Source organism: Caulobacter sp. GSs2 (assembly GCF_058680895.1).
Genome location: NZ_CM178725.1, coordinates 894619 through 907590, shown reverse-complemented (window position 1 = coordinate 907590; position 12972 = coordinate 894619). Strand labels below are relative to the sequence as shown.

The following is a 12972-nucleotide window of genomic DNA, read 5'->3' as shown; positions in this document are numbered from 1 at the left end:
CGCGTGCTTCTCGACGCGGCGCACCTGCGCGCTGCGTCGAGCCTTTTCTTCATGCCGGCCAATTTGCGCCGGCTCCGCGCCACCACGGGAAGTTTCATGTTCGCTCGTCGCCGCTCCGCCCACGCCTCGGTTCTCGCTCTTCTGATCGCCGGAAGCCTCGGCGGCGTGGGGATCGCCCAGACGCCGTCGGCCTTGGCGCATCCGGAACTCTGGCCCAAGGCGGCGAGCCCCAAGTCGATCACCGACGCCAGGACCGAGGCCTTCATCACCGACCTGATGTCGCGCATGAGCCTTGAAGAAAAGGTGGGGCAGACCATCATGGCCGACGGCTCCGCGATCACGCCGGACGAGCTACGGAAGTACCCGCTGGGTTCGGTCGAGGCCGGCGGAAACACCGCGCCGGGCGGAGATGACCGCGCCGCGCCGGCAAAATGGGTGGACTGGATCAAGGCCTATCGCGCCGTGGCGCTGGAGAAGCGCGACGGTCACACGGCGATCCCGATCATCTTCGGCATTGACGCTGTGCATGGTCACAACAACATCGTCGGCGCGACGGTATTCCCGCACAATGTTGGCCTGGGGGCCGCGCGCGACCCGGACCTAATCCGCCGCATCGGTGAGGTCACCGCCGCCGAGGTCGCCGCGACCGGCGCCGACTGGACGTTCGGCCCCACTGTGGCCGTGCCGCGCGACGAGCGCTGGGGGCGAGCCTATGAGGGCTATGCCGAGGACCCAGAGGTGGTGAAGGCCTATGCGGGGCCCATGACCCTGGGCCTGCAGGGTGTTCTTAAATCCGGGCAAGCCCTTGCCACGAACCATGTTGTCGGGTCGGCCAAGCACTTCGTTGGCGATGGCGGCACCGAGGGCGGCAAGGACCAGGGCGACGCCCTGATCTCCGAGCAGGACCTGATCCGATTGCACGCCCAGGGCTATCCGCCCGCCATCGACGCCGGGATCCTGACCGTCATGGTCTCGTTCTCGAGCTGGAACGGGGTCAAGCACACCGGCAACAAGAGCCTGCAGACGGGCGTCCTCAAGGAGCGCATGGGCTTCGACGGCTTCATCGTCGGCGACTGGAATGCCCACGGCCAGGTCGATGGCTGCACCAACACCAACTGTCCGCAGGCCTATATCGCCGGCATGGACATGGTCATGGCGCCCGACAGCTGGAAGGGCCTGTTCGACAACACCCTGGCCCAGGTGAGGGACGGCACGATCCCGATGGCTCGCATCGACGACGCCGTGCGCCGCGTGCTGCGGGTCAAGGTCAAGGCGGGCCTGTTCGGCGGCAAGCGTCCCCTGGAAGGCAAGTTCGAGCTGCTGGGTGCGCCCGAGCACAGGGCTGTGGCGCGAGAAGCTGTTCGTAAGTCACTGGTGCTGCTGAAGAATCAGGGCGTTCTGCCGATCAAGAGTTCGGCCAAGGTGCTGGTCGCCGGCGACGGCGCCGACGACATCGGCAAACAGGCCGGCGGCTGGACCCTGACCTGGCAGGGCACGGGCAACAAGAACAGCGACTTCCCAGGCGGCCAGTCCATCTATGCCGGTATAGCCGACGCGGTGAAGGCGAGCGGTGGACAGGCTGAACTGGCCCGCGACGGCGCCTTCAAGACCCGTCCCGATGTGGCGGTGGTGGTGTTTGGCGAGAACCCTTATGCCGAGTTCCAGGGCGATGTGACCAATCTGGAGTATCAGCCCGGCGACAAGACGGATCTGGCCCTGATCAAGTCACTCAAGGCCCAGGGTATCCCCGTGGTCGCCGTGTTTTTGACCGGTCGTCCGCTCTGGACCAACCCCGAGATCAATGCCTCGGATGCCTTCGTCGCTGCCTGGCTTCCGGGCAGCGAAGGGGGCGGGGTCGCGGATGTCCTGATCGGCGACAAGGCCGGCAAGTCGCGCCATGACTTCAAGGGCAAGCTGTCCTTCTCCTGGCCCAGGCGCGCCAATCAGGCGCCGCTCAATCGCGGTGATGCCGGTTATGATCCGCAGTTCGCCTATGGCTACGGCCTGAGCTACGCCAAGCCGGGCAAGGTCGCGACCTTGTCGGAAGATCCCGGCGTGGTGTCGGCGGCCGTCAATGTCGACCGCTATTTCATTGCCGGCCGCGCACCAGCCCCCTGGACCCTGAACATCGGCGGAGCGCTGGCGGTCCGGCCGATCGACGCCGGCGCCCAGGAGAATGCGCGCCTCGCCGAATGGAGCGGAGAGGGCAATGGCGCGCTCCAGGTCATGGGCCAAGCCGTGGACCTGTCCCGCCAGACCACTGGCGACATGGCTGTGTCGATCCGCTACCGGGTCGATGTCGCGCCGGAGAAACCGGTTTCCCTAGCGATCGCCTGTGGCGAATCCTGCGGCGCGGCGCTAGACGTAACGTCAACTTTCTCCAGCGGGAAAATTGGCGAATGGCGTACGGCCAAGATCAAACTTTCCTGTTTCAAGGCCAAGGGCGTGGACATGGAGCATGTTTCCTCCCCGTTTGCCTTGTCGACGACGGGACGGTTCGCCCTGGCCTTTACCGAAATCCGGTTGGCCTCCAACGAGGGCGACGCCGTCTGCCCCTGACCTCAGCACCCCATGCTTTCCTAGAAGGAGCGGCCGCATGATCCGCGCGCGTCGTTCCCGCATCGTCGCCACCATTGGCCCGGCCTCGAGTTCGCCGGAGATGATCATCACCCTGGCCAGGGCCGGGGCGGATGTCTTCCGCCTGAACTTCAGCCACGGCGCGCATGAGACCCATGCCGCCGTCTATGCCGCGATCCGCGCGGCCGAGCCTATTGTCGGTCGGCCGCTGGGTATTCTGGCCGACCTGCAGGGACCCAAGCTGCGCGTCGGCAAGTTCGCCAACGGACCGGTGCAGCTGAAGGCCGGCCAGGCGTTCCGTTTCGACGACGACGCTACGCCCGGCGACGAGACGCGCGTTTGCCTGCCGCATCCGGAAATTCTGGTGGCCATGCGTCCTGGCGCGACCCTGCTGCTGGACGACGGAAAGCTGCGGATGACGGTCACCGACGCCGGGCCTGGCTATGCCAACACCAAGGTGGTCAACGGCGGCAAGCTGTCGGAGCGCAAGGGCGTGGCGGTGCCGGATGTCGTCATCCCGATGTCGCCCCTGACGCCGAAGGACCGCGAGGATCTGGCTTTCGCCCTGCGTCTGGGCGTCGACTGGGTCGCCCTGTCGTTTGTGCAGGCTCCGGAAGACATGGCCGAATTGCGCCGCATCGTCGAAGGTCGCGCCGCCGTGCTGGCCAAGATCGAGAAGCCCCAGGCGCTGGAATGCCTCGGCGCGATCATGGATCTGTGTGACGGCGTGATGGTCGCGCGGGGCGACCTTGGCGTCGAGATGGCGCCCGAAGAGGTGCCGGTCGCCCAGAAAATCATCCTGCGGGCGGCGCGCGAGCGCGGCATCCCGGTGATCGTCGCCACCCAGATGCTGGAATCCATGACCAGTTCGCCGACGCCCACGCGGGCCGAGGCGTCGGATGTCGCCAATGCAGTTTATGAGGGCGCGGACGCGGTCATGCTGTCGGCCGAGTCCGCCGCCGGCGACTATCCTGAAGAATCCGTCTCGATGATGAATCGTATCATCGAGCGGGTTGAGCGCGATCCGCGCTGGCCTGAGCTGATGCAGGCCGAGCAGCCGCATCAGGACGACGACGCGGATGTTCTGGTGGTTGCCGCCGCGGGCGCCGCCAAGGCCGGCTCGACCAAGTGCCTGGTGGCGTTCACCACGACCGGCGCCACGGCCCGTCGTCTGGCGCGCGAGCGCCCGCTTCAGCCGGTTCTGGCCTTGTCGCCCGAGATCAATGCCGTGCGCCGCATGACGCTGGTCTGGGGCGTTGAGCCGCGCGTCAGCGCCCAGCCTGACAGCCTTGAGGTCGTCACCACCGACGCGGCCAGCCGAGCGCTGGAACTGGGACTGGTGGCGCCGGGAGAGCGCCTGTTGATCGTGGCGGGCACGCCTTTCGGCGCTCCGGGTGCAGCCAATCTGCTGCGGCTGGCCCACGCGCCAATGCCGATCCGCAAGCGCTAGCGTATCTCTAACCTAGGGGCGTTCGCTCAGGCGCTGATCGCCTTGCCGAGCCGCGTCATAGCATTCTCACGCCATGGCTCTCAGCCGAGCATCGCTCCGCTGTGCCGATCAATGAAATGCGGCCTTGGAGAGGGCCGCCCATCCCCTGTTCAGGGGATGGGCGCGTAAGGTCAAAAGCCTTGAAGGCGTGCGTAACGGTCGCGATGGAACGCCGCGCCGCCAAACAGCGCTTCAGCCACGCGGGCGCGCTTCATGTAGAGTCCGGAATCGTGGGCGTCGGTCATGCCGATCCCGCCATGCATCTGGACCATCTCGTTGGAGGCCAGATGCAGCACTTCGCAGGCCTTGGCCTTGGCGAGCGAGGCCAGGGCGCGGGTGTCGCCGCCGGCATCAAAGGCTTCGAGTGCAGCCTCGACGCATGAACGGGTGGTCTCCAGGTCCGTAAACAGCTTGGCCGCCCGATGTTGCAACGCCTGGAATGTGCCGATGACCTGTCCGAACTGGGTGCGGGTCTTCAGGTAGTCCAGGGTGATGTCGAAGGCGGCGTTTGCGGTGCCCAGCATTTCGGCGGCGATGCCGGCATAGGCGCGATCCAGGGTCGGCTCAAGCACCGCCCAGCCCTTGTCGACTTCGCCCAGCACAGCGTCAGCGCCGACTGACACGTCCTTGAAGGTGATCTGCGCCGCGCCGCGCGAGTCCGCCAGGGCCAGGTGCGTTCGAGTCACACCGGCCGCGTCGCCGGGCACGAGGAACAGGGTCAGGCCGTCGGTGTCGCCAGGCTTGCCGCCGGTGCGCGCCACGACGATCAGCAAGTCAGCGGCTTCGCCGTCGATCACGAAGGTCTTGGAGCCGTTGAGGACAAAGCCATCGCCCGCCTTGGTCGCCGCCAGCGTGGTGCGGGCGGGGGCGTGGTGAGAGGTCTCGTCCACGGCCAGGGTGGCGACCGCTTCGCCCAAGGCGATCTTGTCGAGCCAGGCGGCTTTCTGGACGTCGGTTCCCGCCAGGTTCAGGGCCGAGGCGGCGATCAGGGCGGTGGAGAGCAGGGGAGAGGCCACCAGGTTGCGCCCGGTCTCTTCCAGCACCAGACCCAGCCCCAGATAGCCGAAGGCCGAGCCGTTGTGCTCTTCGGGAATGATCACCCCGGCCCAGCCCATCTGGCCCATTTCGGACCAGGCGGCGGGGTCGAAGCTTTGGCCCGATTTGCTGTCTCGCAGTTTGCGCAGGGCGCCGACGGGCGCGCTGTCAGTGGTCCAGCCCTTGGCCGCGTCGCGCAGCATGGTCTGTTCTTCGGTCAGGACGGCCATGTCAGGCGTGCTCCCTCGATTGATGATGGACGGCCCATTCCAGGGCCTGTTCTAGACGGTCGTTGCCCCAGAAGAGCTCGCCGTCGGCGGTGACGAAACTTGGCGCGCCGAACACGCCCAGGCGGCGGGCTTCGGCGACGTGATCCTTGAGGCGAGCCTTGACCGGATCGCTCGCCGCGGCGGCCAGAGCATGCTCGGGCCCTGCGCCCACCGCCGCGATCAGCGGGGCGAGAACGGCGGGGTCGCTGATGTCCTGATCGTCGACGAAATTGGCCTGATAGACCGCCTGGCTGAAGGCTGGCGTCCAACCGTCCTCCAGTCCGACGATGGCGACACGCGCCGCCAGCATGCCGTTGCGCGGAAACTGGCTGGGACGGACTAGTGGCAGACCTTCCCGGTCGCAGACCCGCTGCAGGTCGCGCCACATATAGGCGCCCTTGACCGGGAAGCTGTTGAAGGGGCTGTCGGTCAGGCCCTGCTGCTCGTGAAACAGCGGTCCAATCAGCAGAGGCCGCCAGGCGACAGCCACCCCCGCCTCGGCGGCCAGTCGCTCGATGCGCATGGCCGCCGGGTAGGAGTAGGTCGAGGCGAACTCGTACCAGAAGGTCAGCATCGACTACTGGTGATCCAGCAGGCCGAGCACGCGCTTGGCGACGACGTTGAGGTTCACTTCGCTGGTGCCCCCCTCGATCGAATTGCCCTTCGAGCGCAGCATGCCGCGCGTGACGGTCAATTCGTCCTTGGTGAAGCCTTCGCCCTCCCAGCCCAGGCCCTGCAGGCCCATGGCCTCGACCATCAGCTCGTAGCGCTCCTGGTTCATCTTGGCGGCGGCGTACTTGATGATCGAGACGGCGGCGCTGGGGCCGTTGCCGGTCTTCGACTCCTGCTCGGCGCGACGCACGGTCAGGGCGAACGCATGGGCGTCCATCCGGTGGGCGGCGATGCGCGCCCGCAGGTCGCCGTCAGCCAGACGACCGGTCTCGTCGACGCCGATCTCCTTCTTGGCCACGTCGACCAGGTCCAGACCGCCGCCGCCGCCGAAGCCGCTGGCCGAGATGTTCTGGCGTTCGTACTGCAGCAGGCGCTTGGCGATGTCCCAGCCGCCGTTGAGCTTGCCGACCAGCTGGTCCTTGGGAACCTTCACATTGTCGAAGAAGGTCTCGCAGAAGGGCGAGGAGCCGCTGATCAGCTTGATCGGACGCGGATCGACTCCGGGCGTGGTCATGTCGAACAGCACGAACGAGATGCCTTCGTGCTTCTTGGTGGTGTCGGTGCGCACCAGGCAGAAGATCCAGTCGGCCTGATCGGCATAGCTGGTCCAGACCTTCTGACCGTTGATCAGATAGTGGTCGCCCTTGTCTTCGCACTTGGTCTGCAGGGCTGCGAGGTCGGAGCCCGCGCCGGGTTCGGAATAGCCCTGGCACCAGCGGGTCTCGCCGCGCACGATTCCGGGGATGAACTTCTTCTTCTGTTCCTCGGTGGCGTATTCCAGCAGCACCGGGCCCAGCATCCAGACGCCGAAACTCATCAGGGCCGGGCGCGCCTTGATGCGGCGCAGTTCCTGTTCCAGCACCTTGTTCTGGGCCTTGGAGAGTCCGCCGCCGCCATACTCTGCAGGCCACATCGGCGCGGTCCAGCCGCGTTCGGCCATGCGATCGAGCCAGAGTTTGGCGTCGGGGTTCTTCCAGACCATCTTGCGACCGCCCCACGGGGCGTCGTCCTCACCCATCGGCGCATGCAGCGACGGCGGGTAGTTGGCTTCCAGCCAGGCGCGGGTCTCGGCCCGGAAGGCGTCGAGTTCGGTTGCACCGAAGTCGGCCATGGTCGTCTCTCCCTTGGGATCGTCATCTTTCGGCGTGTCTGGCACGCCGCGCGTCACCAGACTACGCGACCGCGCGCGCCGGGCAAGCCGATTCAAACGATCGTTTATCGCAAGGCGGGCGACCGCGTCACATGTTCCGGCGTATACGAGGGTCACGTGGGGTCCCGTAGGGGATTCGCCGATCCGGGTTCTTGATGTCAGCGCCTGAATTCAGACCGGCGGCCCTGGCGATGGCGCCGACCCTCTCGGCCATCCTCGCCGTCTCGGCCGGGGTTATGCTGTTGACCTCCGGCGCGACGCCGTCCGAGCCGACGCGCTTTGCACTTCTTCTCGCGTTCGCGCCTGACCTGCTGATCGAGATCAGCCACTTCGTCTCGTCGATCCTGGGTCTTGTCTTGCTGCTGCTGGCCTTTGGCCTGCGGTCGCGCCTCGACGGCGCGTGGTGGGCTGCGGTCATCACCCTGGCCGCAGCGGCGGTTCTGGCCATTTTCAAGGGCTTGAACTGGGAAGAGACAGCGCTTCTGACGCTGTGTTGCCTGCTCATCCTGCCGTTCCATGAAGCGTTCCCGCGCAAGGCGGCGCTGTTCCGGATGGAGATCACGCCGGGCTGGCTATTGTCGGCGGCCGCAGCCCTGGGCGGCGCGGCCTTCTGCGGCTGGTGGATCTTCACCCACACCGAATATGCCGACAAGTCTTGGATGCGCCTGATGGGCGACCAGGACGCCGCCCGGGCCCTGCGCTCGTCGGTGGCGGCCGGCATCGTGCTGCTGGCCATCGGGGTGTGGCGGCTGATCGCGACCCCGGCCATGCCGCCTGTCGTCGATGACACCGATCCTGAATTCGACCGGGTTCGCGCCATTCTCGCCAAGGCCGAGGATGCAGAGCCCGGATCCAATCTGGCGCTGCTGGGGGACAAGCGGTTCCTGTTCTCGGCCTCGGGCGAAAGCTTTCTGATGTTCGGCGTACGCCGTCGCTCCTGGATCGCCCTTGGCCCGCCCGTCGGCCGCCGCGATGAGCGGATGGAGCTGTTCTGGCGCTTCCGGGAACTGGCCGACGCCCATGCGGCGCGCGCAGGCTTCTATGCCCTGGGTCCTGACGACCTGCCTGACACCATCGATCTGGGTCTGGCCATCCAGAAGACAGGGGAAAGCGCCGCCGTGCCGCTGGCGGCTTTCTCCCTGGTGGGCCGCCGCCGCGAGGTTCTGCGTCGCAACTGGCGCAAGGCGGGCGAGGGCGGGGCGGCTTTTGAGGTCCTCCCGGCTGGCGAGGCGCCGATGGAGGAGTTGAAGACGATTTCGGACGCCTGGCTCGGCCATCACGCTGGTGGCGAGAAGGGTTTCTCCATGGGCGGCTTCGATCCGCGCTATGTGGCCGAGTTCCCAGTGGCGCTGGTTCGCTCGGAGGGCAAGATTGTCGCGTTCGCCACATTGTGGACGACAGCGCACAAGTCCGCCTTCTCCATGGACCTGATGCGCTATTCCGACGAAGCGCCCAAGAACGTGATGGACTATCTGTTCGTCGAACTCCTGCAGTGGGGCCGCGACGAAGGTTATCTGGCCTTTGAGTTCGGCATGGCGCCTCTGGCGGGGCTGGAGGACCGTCCGCTGGCGCCGATCATGTCGCGCGTGGGTCGCCTGCTCTATGAGCGCGGAGAAGAGATCTACAATTTCCAAGGCGTGCGCCGATACAAGGACAAGTACGACCCCGTCTGGCAGCCGCGCTATATTGCCGCGCCGCAAAAGTGGGCGATCCCTTTTCTGCTGGCCGACATCGGTCTGTTGTCTTCGGGCGGTGTCAGCGGTCTGACCAAGCGACCAAAGCGGCCCGCGACCTAATAGCGCGTCTGGTTGCCTGTTTGCATGCCCAGGAGGTTCAGAAGGTGGACCAGCAGCAGCATCATCGCCACCACGCAGACCATCATCAGCGGGCGCCACGGCATCATGCGCGGGCCCTTTAAGATGTTGGCCGGGCGCGCGCCACGCCATCCGCAGACCACGGCGAGGATCAGCAGCACAACCAGGGCGGCGACGGTGAATGGCAGGTCCATGCGCCTTCCATGCCCTGCGACAATCAGCCTGGCAAATGGTTAACCCGCGTTAACCCCCTTGCTTTTTAACCAAGGTAAAGATGGTTAAAGCTGCGTCCCGATTCCTCCACTTGTGAATCGTAAACCTACTAGATTTAGCTATTTGGTCGCGTTTACACCCCAGGAATCGGTGACTAGCGTTGGTCCCCAAGTGCGGGGAGAACGATTCGTATGACGGCCGCAGCGCCATGGAGCGTAAAGGGGATAGACCCCAAGGCACGTGAGGTCGCAAAGGACCTTGCGCGTCGCTCCGGCATGACGTTGGGCGAGTGGCTCAACCGCATGATTATCGAGGGTGAAGGACAGGGCGACGCCGCTGCTGTCGACGCCTTTGTCGGCGGTGCGCAGGACCGTTCCGCCAAGCCTTATCTCCACATCGCGACGGACGGCGACACGCCGCCGCGTATCGAGATCGCCGAACACCCCGCCGACGAAGTCGGTCGCGTTGCCGTTGCGCTCGATCGTCTGACGGACCGCATCGAAGCCGCAGAAGGACGTTCGGCCGCCGCCATCAATGGCATCGATCAGTCGGTGCGCGGCGCGCTCAGCCGTCTGGCCCTGTCCGAACGTGAGCAGATCGCCGTCGCCGCCCGTTTCGAGGGCGCGGTCGATGATATCAAGACCGAGCAGGCCCGTTCGACCGAACGCCTGCGCCGGATGGAAGCCGAGGCGGTCGGACCGCGTTCCGCCGAGGCGCTGCGGGCGCTCGAAGGTGCGCTCGGCAAGGTCGCCGGACATCTCTACGAAGGCGAAGCGCGCACACGCGAAGCCATCTCCGCCCTGGAAGCCCGCCTCGACGCCCAACCGGCCGCCGCGACCAGCGACCCGTCATCCGTCGTCGAGGAAGTTGTCGCGCGTCTGGGTCAACGCCTGGAAGCCGCCGAGACCCGCACCGCAGAAGCCTTGCGCGAACTGGGCTCATCCTTCTCCGCCCTGGACGGCCGACTTCAGGCTGTCGAGGGCGCGAACCCGACCTCGGGCGTCCAGGAGCGTCTCGACCAACTGGCCGGCGACCTGACAAGGCGCATGGAGGCCGCGCGGCTCGAAATGGCGACCAAGCTGGGTGACAGCGCTGATGGTCGCTTCGATCGCATGGACAAGAAGCTCGGCGAGATGGCCGCTCACGTCCAGGCCGCCGAGCAGCGCTCGGCCAGGGCCATCGAGCGCATGGGCCGCGAAGTGGTCGGCGTCGCCGACGCCTTCAATCGTCGGGTCCAGGCGGCAGAGAGCCGCAACGCCGCCGCCATCGAACAGGTCGGCGGCGAGGTGGCCCGTATCGCTGCGACCGTCGAGCACAAGCTGAACCGCGCCGACAGCGTCCAGGCCCAGGCTCTGGAAAAGCTCGGCACGGAAATCGCCCGCATCACCGAGAAGCTCGCAGAGCGTATCGGCAACGCTGAACGCCGCAACGCTCTGGCCATCGACGATGTCGGCGAACAGGTCACTCGCGTGACCGACCGGCTCAATCAGCGCCACGAGCGTTCGTCGCAGGAACTGATCGACCGGATCCGCCAGAGCGAAGAGCGCACCGCGCGCATGCTCGATGAAGCGCGCGAGAAGATCGACACTCGCCTCAGCGACGCCCAGCGCAAGCTAGCCGAGACGCCGGTCCAGGCCGCCGCTATCGCGCCCGCGCCTGTCGTTCGCGCCCCGGCGGTCTCGCCGTTCGCGACCAGCAGCTATTCCTTCGGTGGCGAGCCTGCCGTGGACGAGGACGTGTTCAACGCACCCCCGCCCGTGGCGCGCGCCCCTGTGTTCGAAGTCGCCGCCTTCCCGGCGGTCGATCCCGAGCCACCCAGCTTCGACGACGAGGACTATGAGGCCGCTGACGGCTTTGCCGGTCAGGAGCCCTCCGAAGCCGTTGAACGCGTCGCGCCAGCGTCTGACTTTGGGACCTTCTCCGCTCCCGAGTCCGCCGATCCATCGCGTCCACTGTCCACCCGCGAAGTGATTGAGCAGGCCCGGGCTGCCGCTCGCGCTGCAGCCGTCGCTGACGTCAAGGCCAAGAAGGAAAAGCCGGCCAAGGACAAGCCTGCCCGAACCTCGCTGTTCGCGGGCTTTGGGTCCAAGGCCTCGATCAAGGCGCCTAAGCGCCGGGTCGGCTCCACGGTCGCCACCGCTCTGATGGTGTTCGGCGTCGCCGGCGCCATGGGCGCGGGTGTGGCGGGCCTGTTGCTGCCCGATCGTGGTACGGGCCAGGTTCCTGATCGCGTTGCCGAGTCCATCGCCGGCCGCAAGTCCGAGGTCGAGATCCGCACGGCGGAAGCCGATACGACGCCCGGCATGCCCCGCGCCGCCGTGGCGTTGTCGCCTCAACTGATCACCCCGACCCCGACCGCGACCGCCGCCACCCCGCCGCCGCCCGCGCCGCCGCAGGAGAACGCCCAGGCGTTGTTTGACGAGGGCGTCCGCAAGATCGAGGCGAAGGATCGCTCCGGCGTCGAGATCATGCGAAAGGCCGCCAATCTCGGCCTGCCGCGCGCTCAGTTCTATCTCGGCAAGATGTACGAGATGGGCGAGGGCGGCGTGAAGAAGGACCTCGTCGAGGCTCGCCGCTGGACTGAACGCGCCGCCACTGCCGGCGACCCGCGCGCCATGCACAACCTGGCCCTGTTCTATTTCAAGGGCGACGGCGGGGCCAAGAACTCCACCACGGCCGCCAGCTGGTTCCGCAAGGCCGCCGATCAGGGTCTGGTCGATAGCCAGTTCAATCTGGCGCAGCTTTACGAAGGCGGCTGGGGTGTCAGCCAAAACCCTGCCGAGGCCTACAAGTGGTACGTGATTGCCGGCCGGGCCGGGGACTCTACCTCCAAGGCTCGCGCCACGGCTCTGCGTCCGCAACTGACCGCCGAGGCCCAGCGCACGGCCGACCGTTCGGCCATGGCCTTCCGCGCCCAGACCATCAACGCCTCGGTGGCGACCAGCACCGCCACGGCGCCGGCCTCGGCCGGGCTTGGCACGGCTCAGCGCGTGCTTTCACAGCTGGGCTATTATCAGGGGCCGCGCGACGGTGTGGCGTCACCCGCCCTGCGCATGGCGATCGCCGCCTATCAGCGCGACCAGGGCCTGCCGTCGTCGGGCGCGCTGGACGGCGAAACCCTGAACCGGCTTTCGGTCTACACGCGCTGACCTGCGCGACGGGACCCTCATTGCGTGGACGCTTGAATCCATTCGGCAAATATCGTCCGTGGACCTCTAGGCGCGTGTGAGTATAGTCGCGCCCGGGGTATGGGAGGTCGCGGGGGCGGCCTTCCGGAGGAGTTAATTCATGAGCGAGCCAGTGGCGGATCGCGTACCGGCGCCGCCGGCGGTGTGGGTGTTCGGGCTCGCGACCCTGATACCCTTTTTCGTGGCCTCCGGCCTCTTCTGCTATGGCCCTCCCGGGGCGCAGAGGGGCGCGCTGATTTCCTTGCTCGCCTATTCGACCGCCATGGTCTCGTATTTTGGCGGCGTGCGAACCGGGCTCGAGATTGAAAACCCCAGTCCGAGATGGCTGGTTCTGGGTCTCTCGCTGCTGTTTCCGCTTGCTGGCTTCGGTCTTCTGCTCGGCGAGCTTCGCTTCGAGCCGGCCTGGCAATTGTCGGGTTTCCTGCTGGTCTTCCTGCTGCAATGGGTCTGGGACGTGACCGACCATGACGGGCCGGCCTGGCGACCCAGGATGCGAACCTTGTTGACCTCCGGCGCGGCCATCTCGCTGGCCTTCGCCCTTGAGCAGGCCCTTCATATGTAAATC

Annotated in this window: 9 protein-coding genes; 5 read left to right on the top strand and 4 right to left on the bottom strand. The window is 66.6% G+C overall.

The window, feature by feature from the left end; all coding sequences use genetic code 11:
* Positions 1–96 precede the first annotated feature (96 nt).
* A complete protein-coding gene (locus ACW17Z_RS04445) occupies positions 97–2559 on the top strand; it encodes a glycoside hydrolase family 3 protein (RefSeq protein WP_492057710.1) in 2463 nt (820 codons plus the stop codon).
* Positions 2560–2596: 37 nt separating this feature from the next.
* A complete protein-coding gene (gene pyk / locus ACW17Z_RS04440) occupies positions 2597–4027 on the top strand; it encodes a pyruvate kinase (protein ID WP_419317574.1) in 1431 nt (476 codons plus the stop codon).
* A 170-nt stretch (positions 4028–4197) separates the two neighbouring features.
* On the opposite strand, the gene ACW17Z_RS04435 is transcribed toward pyk, so the two are convergent.
* From ACW17Z_RS04435 to ACW17Z_RS04425, 3 genes are read right to left on the bottom strand one after another with little or no spacing between them, the layout of a single operon-like run.
* Positions 4198–5331, bottom strand: coding sequence for an acyl-CoA dehydrogenase family protein (locus ACW17Z_RS04435; protein ID WP_492057709.1), 1134 nt, complete (start codon positions 5329–5331; stop codon positions 4198–4200).
* A 1-nt stretch (position 5332) separates the two neighbouring features.
* Positions 5333–5944 carry a 2-hydroxychromene-2-carboxylate isomerase gene (locus tag ACW17Z_RS04430; protein ID WP_492057708.1) on the bottom strand — a complete coding sequence of 204 codons (612 nt, stop codon included), beginning with the start codon at positions 5942–5944 and terminating at the stop codon, positions 5333–5335.
* Between the two features lie 3 nt (positions 5945–5947).
* Entirely contained in the window at positions 5948–7153 is a 1206-nt protein-coding gene (locus ACW17Z_RS04425) for an acyl-CoA dehydrogenase family protein (RefSeq protein ID WP_492057707.1), read from the bottom strand.
* A 194-nt stretch (positions 7154–7347) separates the two neighbouring features.
* Here ACW17Z_RS04425 and ACW17Z_RS04420 point away from each other — a divergent pair, with 194 nt between their 5' ends.
* Positions 7348–8988 (top strand): phosphatidylglycerol lysyltransferase domain-containing protein, encoded by a 1641-nt coding sequence (locus ACW17Z_RS04420; protein WP_419317570.1) that lies wholly within the window; start codon positions 7348–7350, stop codon positions 8986–8988.
* Here the strand turns inward: ACW17Z_RS04420 and ACW17Z_RS04415 are convergent.
* Positions 8985–9200, bottom strand: coding sequence for a hypothetical protein (locus tag ACW17Z_RS04415; protein WP_419254865.1), 216 nt, complete (start codon positions 9198–9200; stop codon positions 8985–8987). The genes ACW17Z_RS04420 and ACW17Z_RS04415 overlap by 4 nt on opposite strands.
* A 210-nt stretch (positions 9201–9410) precedes the next feature.
* Here ACW17Z_RS04415 and ACW17Z_RS04410 point away from each other — a divergent pair, with 210 nt between their 5' ends.
* Both ACW17Z_RS04410 and ACW17Z_RS04405 read left to right on the top strand, forming a co-directional pair.
* Positions 9411–12368 carry a peptidoglycan-binding protein gene (locus ACW17Z_RS04410; RefSeq protein WP_492057706.1) on the top strand — a complete coding sequence of 986 codons (2958 nt, stop codon included), beginning with the start codon at positions 9411–9413 and terminating at the stop codon, positions 12366–12368.
* A gap of 139 nt (positions 12369–12507) precedes the next feature.
* On the top strand, positions 12508–12969 hold the full coding sequence (locus ACW17Z_RS04405; protein ID WP_419317567.1) for a DUF3429 domain-containing protein: 462 nt from the start codon (positions 12508–12510) through the stop codon (positions 12967–12969).
* Positions 12970–12972: the final 3 nt, after the last annotated feature.